The following is a 15,019-nucleotide window of genomic DNA, read 5'->3' as shown; positions in this document are numbered from 1 at the left end:
TTTGTGACGGGAGACGTGCTCCGCTCGAAATGGTTGATTAAGGCATTTTTCGCATAGTTTTATGTTTGGGTTATTGGCACTCGTCGAGTATTTTCCAGCACTGGTACAGACCGCGAGGTACATGGAAACAGCCTTTCCATTTGCCGCCCTTGAGCGGGAGCAGCACCTCGCCGCGGCGGTTCAGATAGCCGAACCATTCGGGGTATTCGGGGTCCTTGAAATGCGACCAGGTGTAGTCGTGCAGCCGGAGGAACCAGTCGAGACACGCCTGCGAACCGGTGAGGCGGTATCCCTTGATCATCGCGATCATCGCTTCGATATGCACCCACCACAGTTTCTGGTCCCATTCGAGCTGCTGCTGCGGGTGTCCGAGCCGGTCCATGAAATAGAACAGGCCGCCGTACTCCTTGTCCCAGCCATATTCAGCCGTGTCGAGCGCGATCTTTACGGCCTTGTCGATCAGCGCCCGGTCGTTGAGCCGCACGCCGAGGTTCATGATGAACCACATAGCTTCGAGCGTGTGGCCGGGATTGATCTGCCGGCCTTCGAACGAGTCGGAGAGCTCGCCGTCCGCTGCGACGTTCTCGACGATCAGCCCCAGCTCCCCGCGGTAGAAGACCTCCATGACCTGGTGGATGCAATCCCGGATCGTCGCGTCGAGCAGCGCGGGGTCGATCATCTGCTCCGCTTCGAGCGCCATGTTGCAGAGGATCATCGGCAGGGCGAAATCCTTCAGGTCGCGCGTGCCCGGGACGGTCTTGCACCACGGTCCCTTGGGGTTGTCGCGTTTTTCGAGAATCCGCGCGAAGGTGCGCTTGGCGATTTCGGCATATTGGTCGCTGCCCGTGGCGAGAGCCGCCTGCGCGAAGGCCATCGTGGCGAACGTGTAGGAAAAGATGTTGTAGGGAGCCACGAGCGGCCGGCCTTCGCGCGTGAGCGAGAAGTACCAGTTGTAATTGCCGTCGTGGCCGTGTTTACGGAGGAACTCCGCCCCCTGTACGGCGCATTCGAGCCATTCGGGACGCTTCTCGACCTGGTTGTAGAGCATCGAAAATAGCCACACCTGCCGTCCCTGCAGCCAGACGAATTTGTCGGTGTCGTAGACGTCGCCCCCGCGGTCGAGGCAGGTGAAGTAGCCGCCGTATCGTTCGTCCTGCGAGTGGGTGAGCCAGAACGGAACCACGTTTTCGAGCAGTTCGTCCCGGTTCAGACACGCCAGTTGTTTGAAATCGATCATGGGAGGTTCTTTATTTTTTGTGTTGGAGATAGTTCATGTATTCCATATAGCGGTTGTAGAGGTGTCCCGCTTGGGTGTAGGACGAATTGGGGCTCATGAAGTGCGAGAATTCGAACGTGATGACATTCTGCATCCCGGCGCGCCGTGCGGCGTCGAGCTTGAAGAGGAGTTTCTCCCATTTGATCGGCAGGAAACGGATGGGCATGTCGCGGTCGAACGATTCGACGTTGGTCCAGCACTCCATGCCGTAGCGTTCGGCCAGCTCGCGGTTGACCACCAGGTAGTCGTAGAGTTCGTCGTAATCGACCTGTCCGTCCTGGAAAGCGAGGATGTCCACGGCTCCGGCGATGTCGCTCAGAATCGCGTCCCACTCGCAGCGGTGCTCCTCGACGGTGATCGCCTTGTCGCCGGCCATCACCTGATCGGTCTTGACGCCGTGGATGTAGGGCGAGATCATCGTCTTCAGCCCGCCCGATATCTCCTTGGCGTGCCGGCCCATCGCGGCGTATATCTTCGATACGTTGCGGGTGCGGCGGCTGATCTCCTGCGAGAGGTACCAGCCCCGGAACGATTTGTGGTGGCCGTATTTGGCCCACACCTCGTCGATGAGCTGCATGTTCAGTTCGATCTCCTTCTCATACTCTCCCACGTGCCAGTGGTAGCACGAGTCGTAGGTCCCGAACCAGAAATCCATTCCGTACTTGTCGGACAGCGCGAGGAACATCTCCACCAGATCCACGGGCGGATACTTGACCTTTCCGGTCCGGAGCAGGCAATCGAACGGCGCCGCGATCCAGCTGCCGAGCCCGGCGCGGATCAGCACGACGGTGTTGATTCCCATCTGCTTCATGGCCTTGAAGTCGGCGTCCCACTCCTTCACGCCCCAGTTCTGATGGGGAATGTCCCAGCTCACCTCGTCGAGGAACGTGGCGCGGATGGGGAGGGCTTCGAGGATCTTTTCGGTGCGGAAATCCGCATCCGTGAATTCGCGCGTCTTCTTCGGACCTTTGCCGCGCGATGCGGCGGGCAGGCAGACAAGTATCGTCAGTGCGGCGCCGAGCAGGCCGCGGAACAGCGTTTTTTTCATTTCTTCGAAGTATTTAAGTATTCGAGGTATCGGTCGTAGAGGTGCCCCGCCTGCAGGTAGGCCGACTGCGGGGACATGAAATGCGAGAATTCGAAGGTGATGGCCTGATCGATACCCGCCTCCTCGGCCATCCGCAACTTCAGACGCAGCTTCTCCCACTTGATCGGCAGGAACTTGATCGGCATGTCGCGGTCGAAGGTCTCGGTGTTGGTCCAGCACTCCAGGCCGTAGCGGTCGGCCAGCCGCTTGTTGATGCGGAGGAATTCCGGAAGCTCGTCGTATTCGACGTGCCCGTCCTGAAAGGCCACGATGTCCACCGCGCCCTGAATCCCCCGGAAAATGGCGTCCCACTCCGCCTCGTGGCTCTCGGCCGTGACGCCGCCCGTGCGCGTGGTCCGGTCGGTGTACTGGCTGATGTTCTTGCTGCCGTCGATGTAGGGGGAAATCAGCGTCGGCAGTCCGCCCGAGACGGCTTTGCAGTGACGGCCCAGCCGGGCGTAGAGGTCGATGATTTTGCCCGTGTTGCGGCTGCACTCCTGCGAGATGTACCATCCGCCAAAAGCGGCGTGATGCCCGTAACGGGCCCACACCTCGTCGATCAGGCGGCAGTTGAGCTCCACCTCGTGCAGATAATCCCCGGATGCCCAGTATTTGCCCGAGTCGTAGAGCCCGAACCAGAATTTCATGCCCCACTTTTCGCTCAGGCGCAGGAACATCCCGACCAGGTCCGCGGGCGGTTCGTAACAGCGTTCCTCCGAGGTGAGCACCTGCGAGGAGAAGGTCTGCCAGCGGCGGTAGCCGCAGCGGATGAGTATCACGTGCTCGATACCGGCCCGGTGCATGTGTCCGAAATCGGCGTCCCACTCCTTTTCGCCCCAGTTCTGGTGGGGAATGTCGTGGCTGATTTCGTCCAGAAAGGTTCCTTTGATCTGCATGGCGGTTTGGTTATAATAAAGGTGGCGTTAAATCACGAGCAAATGTAATAATAAAAATTATTATCACAAGCGGTTTTGGTGATAAAATTTTATTCAACAGCGGTTTTGTCACAAATATGTTTATTTTGCAGGTGGAGCTCGTTCGCAGGAAGGGCGGCGGCCGATCGGGGTACGATCGTAAAATTTCTGCGAATGAACGGTCCGCATGGCGACATTCGTTATAAATTCGCGGCTCGGGGCGCATTTTCCGCAGAATGTTTGCCCGACTCGCTATTTATTTTTATCTTTACCCAATCGTAAAGACGTAAATCAAACACCCCGACGAAATGACCAATTCGTTCCTCAAACTGGCCACGGAAGGCAACAAGGCCGCTATTCTCAAACAGCAGATTATCTGTCAGTACATTCTCGGCGGCGATTCGAGCATCACCGATCTGAGCAAGGCCGTGAATCTGAGCGTGCCGACCGTGACCAAACTCATCGGGGAGCTGATCGACGAGGGCTTCGTGCACAATTTCGGCGAGCAGGGGACGGCCGGCGGACGACGGCCGAATATCTACGGCCTGAATCCCTATGCCGGGTATTTCGTCGGCGTCGATCTGCGCAAGGATTCGGTCATGATGGCCGCCATCAATTTCAAGGGACAGCTGATCGATGAAACGACGGTCGATTTTCTGATGGACAACGATCCCCGTTCGCTGGACCGTCTTTGCGACGTGATTCAGAATTTCATCCGTGCGCGCAAGATCGCCCGCGACAAGGTGCTGGCCGTCGGGGTGAATATTTCGGGCCGCGTCAATTCGCAGACCGGATACAGTTACAGCTATTTCTTCGTCGAGGAACAGCCGCTGACGATGCTGCTCGAAGAGCGTCTCGGCACGACGGTCTACATCGAGAACGACACCCGTGCCGCCACTTACGGCGAATATATGTACGGCGACGCCCACTCCGAGAAGACGATGCTCTACATTAACGCCAGCTGGGGACTGGGGTTGGGGATGATCATCGACGGCAAGATATTTTACGGCAAGTCGGGCTTTTCGGGCGAATTCGGCCATTTTCCGCTGCTCGACAACGAGATCATCTGCCGCTGCGGCAAACGCGGCTGTCTTGAGACGGGGGCTTCCGGTTCGGCCATGCACCGGATTTTTCTGGAGAAACTCAAGGAGGGACGCGTGTCGATGCTTTCCGAGAAATACAAAAAAGGCGAGGAGATCACGCTGAATGATATTCTGGCCGCGCTGCTGAAGGAGGATGTGCTGGCCATCGAGATTCTGGAGTCGGTGGGGCACACGCTCGGCAAGGCCATCGCGGGGCTTATCAACATGTTCAATCCGGAGGTGATCGTTATCGGCGGTACGCTTTCGGTGGCCAAGGAGTACCTGATGCTGCCCGTGCGCAACGCCATCAACAAATACTCGCTGATGCTGGTCAACAAGGATACGCAGATACGCCTCTCGACCCTGGGCGAACGCGCTGGAGTGATGGGCGCCTGCATACTGGCGCGCAGCAAGTCGCTGGGGCTGTTCTGAGAAGCGGCCCTCTGCGAACGGAAAACTCCCGGACTGAACGAAAAAGTCCGGGGTTTTATATAAATAGGTACGACGCCCTACCGCTCGGCGTCGAACAGCGGTTTGTATTTCGAGGCCAGTTCGCGCGCCGTCCGCACGGCGTCTCCCGCTTCGGGGAAAGTAAGCGGGTGGGAGGCGTCGGCCCATCGGCATTCGAAGTCGCGGATTTCGCGGTCGAAAGCCTCATGATCGAACATCCGGCCCGTGCGGGCCGCCTCCATCACGCGTTCGATGAAGAGCCGCCAGCGGGGAGCGTAGTAGGTCGAAATCATTCCGGACCATGTGCGGCTGGCGTAATCGGTAAGGTGGTAACTGTCGCCCCAAACCGAGATGAGCATGCGGGCGTTGGTTTCGTAGTAATCTTTCGAAGCGTTGTCGCTGCCGAAGCCGCGCGCCGCGGCGATCCACCGCTCGAGCGAAAACTCGGGGTGGCAGGCCGTGAGCAGGTTGATGTCCGCAAGCAATCCGGTCATGCGTCGGGCGGCGGCGTCCATCGCCTTCCGATCGTGCTGCGCATAGGCCGCGGCGAAACGGTCGCGTTCTATCAGGAAGTAGTCGCCCAGCACCTGCCGGCCGATGTTCACTACGTCGAAACGGTAGGTGTCGCGTTCGCTGTCCACAGCGAGCAGCTCTTCCCAAACCCGCCACAAGGTCGGGAAACGGTAGCCCGTCGTGGGCTTGGTGGTCCAGTGCCAGTTACCCTCCAGCGCGGGATGCGCATTGGTCAGCGGAGACTGTCCGGTCTGCGCGGGCAGCGTGTAGACGCTGTCGCAGAGCGTCCGCCAGCCGGTGCGGGCCGCGGGGTCGCGGAATCCCGTGCGGCGGTCGGCCAGGCGTGCGATCCACTCGTCGTCCGCAATGCCCGTGTTCCACGCTTTGTCCAGCACGAATTCGTACATGAACTGGTTAACGCCGAAGCCTTCGAGCGTCGAGCCCACGCCGCGCAGGTTGTCGCCGCCATGGGCGAAAGCGTCCTCCATGCGGGCACTCACGGTATGGAAATTGCCCGATAGCATCGTGTTGCCCCCGAAATTGCCGAGGTAGCACCACAAGTAAGGCTGGCCGTGGAATTTTTCGGTCTGCTTCCAGATCTCTGTGAATTCGCAGAAGTAATCCAGCATCAGCAGCCGGTCCTGCGGCACGGCGCCGAGGAAGGCGCGGATGTTCTCCGCGGTCCAGTGCGTCGGATCGGCATAGAAGAGCCAACCCATCTGGAGCCACACCGCCTCGGGATCGACCTCCGCCATCGACTCGTAGATGTGGCGCGACATTCCGGCGAGCGTTTCAGGATCCCACGTCGGGGCGTCGATCTCGTTGAACGGATCGGCGCCGTAGATATGGCCCGTGCCGAACAGACGGGTCTGTTCGGTGAGGAACTCCCGCTGGATGACCGCGAAAAGCGGGTCCATCGGGTCGAGGAAACTGCACCGGTATCGATCGTCGAAGCCGCCCCAGTAGCTCACGCGTGTGATCCGGGCATCGGGATGGAGTCTTTTGAGCTCCTGCGGAACGTGTCCCGCGAAGGCCGGCAGCACGGGTTTCATCCCCAGTTCGCGTTCGCGCGCCAGAATACGCTGCTGCAACGCCAGCTGGCCGTCGATCCACTCCTCGGGCAGCGGACCCTGCCAGCGGTCGATGTTCGACATGCGGTGCCAGGGCAGGTGGGCCGGACCGGTGAAGTAGGCGCGGACCTCTTCGTCCGAAAGTCCGAGCCGGGTCCATACCCGCTGCCAGACGGCTTCCTGCCCCGTGATGGCCAGCGGCATGGTTACGCCCTGAAGCGCCATCCAGTCGATGAAGCGTTCCCATTCGGTCCATCCCCACCACGGCATGGTGTACCCGAACGTGCAGTAATTGAGGAAGAAACGCTCCCGTGCGCGGGATTCGACGCGGACTTTTTCGTCGATCCGCGGTAGCACGGCAGGCATCTCCACGGGATTGCAGGCATGCCACGAGACAGTCGTCAGGCAGTAATTCTTCAGGTAATGGTTCAGTCCCACGGCAATCGAGGCGGAGCTGTTGCCGCGCACGACGATCTTTGAGCCGCGGGATTCCAGTTCGAAACACTCGGTCGTATCGGTAAGACGCTCGAAGCGGAACTGTTTTTCGTGCTCGGGAATGATCCGCCGGGCCAGTGCGCGGACGGCGGCATCGTCCTCAGAGCGGCAGCCAGCGGCCATGCAGAGCAGCGCCGTAAGGCAGGCAATAAATCTCGGTATTTTCATATCGGGCAGGGTTTGGGTGAGCGATCGATTGCTTTGATGGCAAAATTAATATAATTATTCAAAACATCATACAAAGTAAAAATATTTACGCTGAAGAGTTTTATGTTACCGTAAATTAATTATCTTTGCTTCCATGAAATGAATAAACATTTGTATGATGCACATGAAAAATCTCGGTTATATGCTGTTGGTAGCCCTTCTGTTGTGCTGCACCTGCGTACAATGCAGCGAGAAGGAGCACCAGACTCCTCCGGCTCTCTCTGAAGGGGACGATCCGGGCGGCGACGGCGGCGAAGAAAATCCGGAAGGTCTGCCCGGTTATCCGAAGGGTCTTACGGTCGATGAGTTTACGCAGGAACTTGCGAACGGCTCGAAGTGCCTGGGCTTCTACGCCATCGTCGATTTCAAGGCGAATCCGAACCTGCGGTTCCGTCCGCAGTTCTCCGCAGCGAAGAAGCCGACGGCCTATTTCTCGGCATTCGCCGAATCGGGAGACGGTACGCCGTATTTGGCCGTCAACGGGGGTTTCTTCGGCGGTACGACTTCGGTTAGCCTGCTCATCGACCGGGGTGTGGTCCGATCGCTCGCCGTGCAGGAGGATTGGATATGGTCCACAAATCCTTACACGCATTTCTTCCCCGTGCGGGCCGCTTTGGGGCAGCTGCGCGACGGAAGTTTCGAGGCGGCCTGGGTCTATTGCGTGGCCGACGACGACAACTGTCCCTATGCTTTCCCGTCCGCGCTCGGCAACAACGAGAAGACCATGACGTTCATGCCGGCGCCACCGACCTCGCACACGGCGGGCGGACGCCGCTGGCAGCCCTACAACGCCATCGGCGGCGGCCCGATGCTGGTCCACGGGGGCCGGAACGTGGCCGAGGAGAACTACTGGAAAGAGATTTTCGACTGCGGAGGTCTGCAGGGACTTGCGCGGCATCCCCGGACGGCCATCGGCGCCACGGAGGACGGGAAACTGGTCATCGTGGTCTGCGACGGACGCAACAAGCGGGGCAGCGCCGGTATGACACTGCCCGAACTGGCCGACAAAATGATCTCGCTGGGATGTGTCGAAGCGATCAATCTCGACGGCGGCGGCTCCTCGACCTTCGTGGGCCGGGAGGGACGGGTGCTCAACATGCCCAGCGACACGCCCGGTACGACTGCGCAGGACGTCGCGCTACGGGAGCGAAGCGTTCCCACGGCGGTAATAATCGCCGAGCAGTGACGCGAAACCCAATACTTTACGGGCGGCAGGCATTCTGCCGCCCGTTTTTGTGGTGCGCATTCATTCACTTTTGCCCGAAATTTGTCAAAAAAAGGATTAATTAACATCTTTTGACACGGCTTTCAGATAATCTTTTATACTCGTTGGTTGAATTAAATTTCCCAATATTTATAAATGAAAAAGTTGCACAAATTGCAGATTATTAGCAAATTAGTGGTAATCACACCGTTAACTACTATTGCTCTGCTTATGCGCAACTTCATAGCAAATTTCGTTAGAATTCTCGGAATCTGCAAGGATTTCGCTGGGAATCGTGTAAATGAACTTGGAAACGTACCCCGTTGTGGCGTTGTTCCGAAGTTTTCCGACCTCGAAGTCGTCGCTCTCGGCATAACCGCCGAGGCTTTCGGATTCGATAGCGAAAATCTTCTTTTTCATCGTCTGCGACATGAGTGCAAGGACGATTTGCCAAACCAGATCAGCCGCCGGCAGTTCAATGTCCGTCGTAAGCTGACGGCCAGACTTGCCGAGGAAATCCGCAAGGAGGTTGCTGTCGCCATTGACGGATCTGAGGACGTGTTCTGCATTGATTCCAAGCCGGTAAAGGTCTGCCAGAACGCAAGGGCGAAACGTTGTGTCATGGGCCGAGACAACGCGGAGGCCGCTCCGGATTGGGGATACTGCGCCTCGCAAGGTCTGCACTATTACGGTTATAAACTCCATGCTGTGTGCGGGATACGAGGTGTGATACATTCCTATGACATGACTGCGGCAAGCGTACATGACATCCATTACCTCAATGATGTGCGTTGGGAATATCATGACTGTATGATGCTTGGAGACAAAGGTTATCTCAGTGCCGAGGTTCAGAAAAACCTCTTTGAGACAGCTAATATAACTCTTGAAGTCCCGTATCGGCTGAATCAGAAAAACTGGCGTCCGCCATCCCGGACATACAAGAGATTCCGCAAGCGTATAGAAACAATATTCTCCCAACTCAACGACAATCTCATGATGATACGAAACTATGCAAAGCAATCCTGCGGTCTCTTTACCCGTATGGCAGGCAAAATCGCAGCTATGACGTTTATGCAATAGGGCAATTTCGTTAATCTTCGTCCGATTGGGCTGATAAAATATTCACTAATCTAATTCAACCAACAGGTTTATAATTATAGAATAATCAAAGACCACTCATCCTAAGCAAGTATATATACCGGATGCTGGATCTTAGAAGGAGTTGCGTTTCCAGATTCTAAACAGCAGAAACAGCTTCACGCAAAAATTGATGAGCTGAGAAAACTTATTATAGATACTGACAATGAATCTGTTCATCGATTTTTTTTATAAAAAGACCGTCATTAAATACACGGCCAATATCTATCAGGAAGATTCCCAGACATATCCTTCAAGAAAACAAGATACGTCTGAACTCTTTTTTCTTGGAACAGGAATCTGTACAGGAGAAAGGAACTCAGTTTATATTCAAATATGCATTCTAAAGTGGTAATAGTAATCATAAAACATATAACAAAAATCACAAATACGGAGGTTCGATTTTGGACAATACACTTCAGAAATTGTAAAAGAAACAGGTTGCATCTAACAACTCTTGACTATTTGCCAATTCCAAAAATTTTTCGTATCTTGCAATAGGTTATTTGAAATGCGGTATTTGAGCGCAACAAGTTGAAAATAAACCGTTACTTTTTCGTTACCTATTATCCTATACAAAAATGTAACGACCTGATTTATTAGGTCGTTACATCATTTTAATCCCGCTCCGAATCATCGGTCCGCCGCTTTTTTGCGTCAGCCGGGGGGGGCAAGGTTTCACCGCAGGGCCGCAAGTTTGTCCACGACCTGCGGATCGCGGGCGCCGGGCGAATCGAACGCGCAACCCGAAGAGGCAAAACAGGCGGAACAGAAGCGGCCGCGAGAACAGGCTCCGGCAATAGGGAAAGCCCCGAGCAAAGGAGGGGAAACGGCCCCGCAGCAGACAGCGGGCCGGCAGTCAGGGGAACATCCGGCATCTTCCGCCGGAACGCTGTGTTAAATTAATGTTAACAATCCATGTCATAACCATTTCATCGGAAAAAATGGCGTAAATTTGTTCACAATTTGCACTAAAACCCCAACATGAGCGAAATCTACACCGTCATTGTCGGCATTCTGGGAATCCTCGCTGTTTCAGGTCTTTTCGTCGGCGTCACGAACGACGCAGTCAATTTTCTCAACTCCGCTATCGGCTCCAAAGCCGCCTCGATGAAGATTATCCTCACCGTGGCGTCCGTCGGCATCATCATCGGCGTGGTCACGTCGAGCGGCATGATGGAGGTCGCCCGCAGCGGCATGTTCAACCCCGGACTGTTCACCTTCCACGAAGTGATGATGCTTTACCTGGGCGTCATGTTCGCCAACGTCATCCTGCTGGACCTCTACAATTCGTGGGGACTCCCGACCTCGACCACCGTATCGCTGATCTTCTGCCTGCTGGGCGCAGCAATCGCCGTGTCTATCTACAAAATCTCGAACGACCCGGAACAGAGCGTCTCCTCGCTCGGACACTACATCAACACCTCACGCGCCATGGGTATCGTTTCGGCCATCCTGCTGTCGGTGGTGATCGCCTTCACCTGCGGCACGCTGGTCATGTACGTCTCGCGCATGATCTTTTCGTTCCGCTACACGGCGCTTTTCCGCCGCTACGGATCGCTCTGGTGCGGGGCCTCGCTGACGGCGATCGTCTATTTCGCCGTCTTCAAGGGTCTCAAATCCATACTCGCGGACCATGCCTTCATCCAGCTGATCGACAACCACCTGCCCTCGGCCATCGCCATCTGCTGGGTGGTCTGCTCGCTGCTGCTGTTCTTCATCCAGCGTTTCAAAGTCAACATCCTGCGCATCACGATCCTTTCGGGAACCTTCGCGCTGGCCCTCGCCTTCGCGGGCAACGACCTGGTGAACTTCATCGGCGTGCCCGTGGCCGGGTTCGACGCCTACACCATCGCCCGGGAAGCGGGCGACACGCAGATGCTCATGGGCGCGCTGAACGAGAATGTCCCGGCCAATTTCCTGATCCTGCTGACGGCGGGCATCCTGATGATCCTCACGCTGTGGACTTCGAAGAAGGCCATGCACGTCTCCGAAACCGAGCTTTCGCTCTCGGCGCAGGACGACGCCGGCCAGCAGCAGTACGGCTCGTCGGTCTTCTCGCGGACGATCGTCCGCGCGGCCCTCAACGTCAGCGCAGGCATCGAGCGCGTAGTCCCGAAACACCTCCGGGAGAGCATTTCGCGCCGTTTTGAATACGAGGACGTGGAACACAGCGGCGCGCCCTACGACATGATCCGCGCCACGGTCAACCTGACCACTTCGGCGCTGCTGATCGCCATGGCCACCTCGCTCAAACTCCCGCTGTCGACCACCTACGTCTGCTTCATGGTGGCGATGGGTTCGTCGCTCGCCGACCGCGCGTGGGGACGCGAAAGCGCCGTGTACCGCATTTCGGGCGTTATGACCGTCGTGGCCGGGTGGTTCATCACCGCGCTGGGCGGATTCCTGATCGCCTTCGTGGTGGGACTGGCGCTGATCTACGGCGGAACCCCGGCCTTCATCGTCATCACGCTGTTGTGCGGGTACATGCTCATCCACAGCAACTTCTTGAAAAAGGACAAGGAGAGCGCCATCGTCAAGGAGCATGAAGACACCAACGAGGACATCATCGCCAACCTGCGCGACGAGGTGTGCCGCACGATGGAATGCGCCACGAAGATTTACGACCGCACGCTGATCGCCGTCTTCAAAGAGAACCGCAAGGTGCTGCGCGACATGGTCAAGGAGTCGAACGACCTGTTCTACCAGTCGCGCGAACGGAAATACTCGCTGCTCCCCACGCTCAAGAAGCTCCAGGGCGGCGACGTCAACACTGCCCACTACTACGTGCAGGTGGTCGATTACCTCAACGAAATGACCAAGGCGCTGATGCACATCACCCGCCCGGCGTTCGAACATATCGACAACAACCACGAGGGGCTTTCGAAGGAGCAGGCCCGCGACCTGATGTCGATCAACGACGACGTGGAGTCGATCTACCGCCACATCAACCTGATGCTGCGCGAGGGCGACTTCTCGGAGATCGAAACGGTGCTGACGATGCGCGACCAGCTGTTCGAGTCGATCGCCGAAGCCATCAAATCCGAGCTTACGCGTATCAACGAGGCCCGTTCGAACACCAAGGCGAGCATGCTGTACCTCACGATCCTGACCGAGACCAAGAACATGGTGCTCCAGTCGCGCAACCTCCTCAAATCGCAGCAGTACTTCCTCAAGCACCTCACGGGGCCGAAAACGTGGATTAAATAATGCAAAATTCACAATTCATCATTCACAATTGTTGAGTTTGCGGATGCTGATTATTTCAGCAAAGTAAAATTATGAATGATGAATTGTGAATTATGAATTCTAACTATGGACATCGCAAAAGCAAAACGGCGGGAGAATATCGCCGAATACATTCTCTACCTCTGGCAGCTGGAGGATCTGCTCCGGGCGCTGCAATTCAGCCCCGAGGCCATCTTCTCGACGCTGATCGCCCCGCGCAAGGACATCGGCGAGGAGCAGAAGCACGTCTTCCTGCTCTGGTACATGGATCTGGCGAACCTGCTCCGTCAGGAAGGCAAGGAGGAGAAAGGGCATCTGGAACATACGCTCCACCTGATTCAGGACCTGCACGACCTGCATCTCCAGCTGATGAAACTCCCCGTCGGCGCGCATTACCGCCAGACGTACGCCCGCCTCGAACCCGAGCTGCCGCGCCTGCGGAGCGTTCTGGGCAACCCGGGGATGAACGACACGGAACTCTGCTTCCGCGCGCTCTACGCCGCGATGCTCTACCGCATCAAGGGCGAGGGCGACAAATCGGCCGTGACGGACACGCTGGAATACATATCCCCCGTAATCGCAGAGTTGGCCGACATGCACGGCAAGGTCGAGCGGGGCGAAGTGAACCTGTTCAAGACGGAGGCCGAATAACGCCCCCGAATCGCACCGGAAGATGAAACGCCTGACCCTGCTGTTCGGAGCGCTTCTGGCCGCAGCGCTCTGCACCCTCCCGACGGCGGACGCCGCAGCACAGCCGAAACCGACGAAATACAACCTCTGCCGGAAACACCCGGCCGACGGACCCTATATCGTCTACGACGCGGAAAAGGGCGCCTATGCAGCGACCGCCGACAAGCGGGGGCGCGTCCGCGTGATGCCTTACGGAGGCGGCCCGGTCGAGGTCCGTTCGAGCCGGGGCGCATACCTCTTCAGCGTCACGCCGCACGCCGTCGAGCGAGGTCCCCGGGAACTCCCGCAGGCCCCGAAACTGTTCGTCACGTCCGACCTTCACGGCGATTTCCGAAGTTTTGCGACGCTCCTCCAGGCCCACGGCGTGATCGACGACGACTGCCGGTGGAGCTACGGAAACAACCAGCTGGCGGTGATCGGCGACATTTTCGACCGCGGCTACGACGTGCTGCCGCTGTTGTGGCTGATGTACAAACTCGAACAGGAGGCCGCCGACGCGGGAGGCGCCGCCGTGTTGCTGTTGGGCAATCACGAAGGAATGGTGCTGGCCGGCGACGTGCGCTACACGCGCGGGAAGTACCTCGAAACGGCGCGGCAGCTCGGCATGGAGAATTACCGCCAACTGTTCTCGCCCGACACGGAACTCGGCCGCTGGCTCGCGACCCGCAACACGATGCTGCGCATCGGCCGCAACCTCTTCGTACACGCGGGATTGAGCGCCCGACTGCTCGAACGCGATCTGGAAATGGATACGCTCAACGCCCGGATGAGCGAAGGGCTTTACCGGACCTCGAAGGAGCGCAGGGAGGACCCGACGCTCGAATTCCTGTACCGCTCGGCCGGGCCGGTCTGGTACCGCGGGATGGTCTGCACGGATGAAAAATACGATCCGCTGACGCCGGAACAGACCGACGCGCTGCTGCGCCGTTACGACGCCGACCGGCTCCTGGTCGGACACACGATTTTTCCCGACATTTCGACCTTCCACGACGGCCGCGTGATAGCGGTCAACGTACAGAACGAACTCAACCGGCGGAAAAACCGCGGCCGCGCCGTGCTGATCGAAGGCAGCCGCATATCGGTCGTCGGAAACCGCGGCGTGAAACGGGTGCTGGAGGAATAAGCAGAAAACTGAAAACGGGGTCAGACGATCTCCAACCCCATGATGTAATCATTCATATAATAACCGTCGCCGATCGGGAAATCGCCCTCGCGCAGGCGGCGCATGCCCATCCGTTCGTAGAAATGCAGCGCGCGGTTACGGCGGTTGACGTTGAGTTCCATCATGCAGGGTCCGGAATGCACGCTGCGGATGTATTCCACGGCGCGGCGGAACAGAAACTCCCCGGCGCCGAGACCCTGAAAACGGGGCAGGACGTAGATTTTCTGGAGGAGGAACAGATCCTCGTCCTGCCGCTCGACCGAAACGTAGCCGCACGGCTCGCCGTCGGACGAGGCGATGAACCAGACATGCCCCGCACGGAACTGCCCTTGCAGGCTCTCTTCGGAGTACATCCACTCCATCATGTAATCCAGCTGCGCGGGCGCGAGGATCTCGCGGTAGGTGGCGGGGAAGACCTCCCCGGCCAGACGGCGGATCAGCGCGCAATCGGCTTCGGAAGCCCGGCGGATCGAAAGCATAACGGCACAACAGGCATTAAACGAA

The 15,019-nt window shown here is 57.6% G+C and carries 11 protein-coding genes; 6 read left to right on the top strand and 5 right to left on the bottom strand.

Annotated elements, in window-relative coordinates; translation table 11 throughout:
• Positions 1–70: 70 nt before the first annotated feature.
• The 3 genes from NQ492_RS08430 to NQ492_RS08420 are packed head-to-tail and all read right to left on the bottom strand — an operon-like array spanning position 71 to position 3,259.
• The gene (locus tag NQ492_RS08430; protein ID WP_015547684.1) at positions 71–1,237 is read right to left on the bottom strand and encodes a n-acyl-d-glucosamine 2-epimerase; all 1,167 of its coding nucleotides are present in this window, start codon (positions 1,235–1,237) and stop codon (positions 71–73) included.
• 10 nt (positions 1,238–1,247) lie between these two features.
• Positions 1,248–2,324: a DUF4434 domain-containing protein gene (locus NQ492_RS08425; protein ID WP_015547685.1), complete on the bottom strand. Its 1,077-nt coding sequence runs from the start codon at positions 2,322–2,324 to the stop codon at positions 1,248–1,250.
• Positions 2,321–3,259 (bottom strand): DUF4434 domain-containing protein, encoded by a 939-nt coding sequence (locus tag NQ492_RS08420; RefSeq protein WP_015547686.1) that lies wholly within the window; start codon positions 3,257–3,259, stop codon positions 2,321–2,323. The genes NQ492_RS08425 and NQ492_RS08420 overlap by 4 nt, the downstream gene beginning before the upstream one ends.
• Before the next feature lie 326 nt (positions 3,260–3,585).
• On the opposite strand from NQ492_RS08420, the gene NQ492_RS08415 reads away from it, so the two are divergent.
• Positions 3,586–4,791 carry an ROK family transcriptional regulator gene (locus tag NQ492_RS08415; protein WP_015547687.1) on the top strand — a complete coding sequence of 402 codons (1,206 nt, stop codon included), beginning with the start codon at positions 3,586–3,588 and terminating at the stop codon, positions 4,789–4,791.
• A 77-nt stretch (positions 4,792–4,868) separates the two neighbouring features.
• Here NQ492_RS08415 and NQ492_RS08410 read toward each other — a convergent pair whose 3' ends face one another.
• Positions 4,869–7,010 carry an alpha-N-acetylglucosaminidase gene (locus NQ492_RS08410; protein ID WP_015547688.1) on the bottom strand — a complete coding sequence of 714 codons (2,142 nt, stop codon included), beginning with the start codon at positions 7,008–7,010 and terminating at the stop codon, positions 4,869–4,871.
• A 208-nt stretch (positions 7,011–7,218) separates the two neighbouring features.
• Here NQ492_RS08410 and NQ492_RS08405 point away from each other — a divergent pair, with 208 nt between their 5' ends.
• From NQ492_RS08405 to NQ492_RS08385, 5 genes are all read left to right on the top strand, one after another.
• Positions 7,219–8,280, top strand: coding sequence for a phosphodiester glycosidase family protein (locus tag NQ492_RS08405; RefSeq protein WP_229092093.1), 1,062 nt, complete (start codon positions 7,219–7,221; stop codon positions 8,278–8,280).
• A gap of 174 nt (positions 8,281–8,454) precedes the next feature.
• On the top strand, positions 8,455–9,378 hold the full coding sequence (locus NQ492_RS08400; RefSeq protein ID WP_044118563.1) for an IS982 family transposase: 924 nt from the start codon (positions 8,455–8,457) through the stop codon (positions 9,376–9,378).
• Between the two features lie 1,041 nt (positions 9,379–10,419).
• On the top strand, positions 10,420–12,645 hold the full coding sequence (locus NQ492_RS08395; RefSeq protein ID WP_015547693.1) for an inorganic phosphate transporter: 2,226 nt from the start codon (positions 10,420–10,422) through the stop codon (positions 12,643–12,645).
• Between the two features lie 105 nt (positions 12,646–12,750).
• Complete coding sequence (locus tag NQ492_RS08390; RefSeq protein ID WP_015547694.1) at positions 12,751–13,314, top strand: DUF4924 family protein; 564 nt, start codon at positions 12,751–12,753, stop codon at positions 13,312–13,314.
• 22 nt (positions 13,315–13,336) lie between these two features.
• Positions 13,337–14,476, top strand: coding sequence for a metallophosphoesterase (locus NQ492_RS08385; RefSeq protein ID WP_015547695.1), 1,140 nt, complete (start codon positions 13,337–13,339; stop codon positions 14,474–14,476).
• A gap of 20 nt (positions 14,477–14,496) precedes the next feature.
• Here the strand turns inward: NQ492_RS08385 and NQ492_RS08380 are convergent, their stop codons facing one another.
• Positions 14,497–14,994, bottom strand: coding sequence for a GNAT family N-acetyltransferase (locus NQ492_RS08380; RefSeq protein ID WP_015547696.1), 498 nt, complete (start codon positions 14,992–14,994; stop codon positions 14,497–14,499).
• Positions 14,995–15,019 lie beyond the last annotated feature (25 nt).

The sequence above is a fragment of the Alistipes shahii WAL 8301 genome (assembly GCF_025145845.1).
Taxonomy (GTDB): Bacteria; Bacteroidota; Bacteroidia; order Bacteroidales; family Rikenellaceae; genus Alistipes; species Alistipes shahii.
This window is presented reverse-complemented; position numbering and strand designations above follow the sequence as displayed.

Bases quoted from the DNA above. Each gene is read 5' to 3' on its own strand.
- NQ492_RS08420 (WP_015547686.1), bottom strand. From the start codon at position 3,259: ATGCAGATCAAAGGAACCTTTCTGGACGAAATCAGCCACGACATTCCC.
- NQ492_RS08425 (WP_015547685.1), bottom strand. From the start codon at position 2,324: ATGAAAAAAACGCTGTTCCGCGGCCTGCTCGGCGCCGCACTGACGATA.
- NQ492_RS08400 (WP_044118563.1), top strand. From the start codon at position 8,455: ATGAAAAAGTTGCACAAATTGCAGATTATTAGCAAATTAGTGGTAATC.
- NQ492_RS08415 (WP_015547687.1), top strand. From the start codon at position 3,586: ATGACCAATTCGTTCCTCAAACTGGCCACGGAAGGCAACAAGGCCGCT.
- NQ492_RS08380 (WP_015547696.1), bottom strand. From the start codon at position 14,994: ATGCTTTCGATCCGCCGGGCTTCCGAAGCCGATTGCGCGCTGATCCGC.
- NQ492_RS08430 (WP_015547684.1), bottom strand. From the start codon at position 1,237: ATGATCGATTTCAAACAACTGGCGTGTCTGAACCGGGACGAACTGCTC.
- NQ492_RS08395 (WP_015547693.1), top strand. From the start codon at position 10,420: ATGAGCGAAATCTACACCGTCATTGTCGGCATTCTGGGAATCCTCGCT.
- NQ492_RS08385 (WP_015547695.1), top strand. From the start codon at position 13,337: ATGAAACGCCTGACCCTGCTGTTCGGAGCGCTTCTGGCCGCAGCGCTC.
- NQ492_RS08410 (WP_015547688.1), bottom strand. From the start codon at position 7,010: ATGGCCGCTGGCTGCCGCTCTGAGGACGATGCCGCCGTCCGCGCACTG.
- NQ492_RS08390 (WP_015547694.1), top strand. From the start codon at position 12,751: ATGGACATCGCAAAAGCAAAACGGCGGGAGAATATCGCCGAATACATT.
- NQ492_RS08405 (WP_229092093.1), top strand. From the start codon at position 7,219: ATGAAAAATCTCGGTTATATGCTGTTGGTAGCCCTTCTGTTGTGCTGC.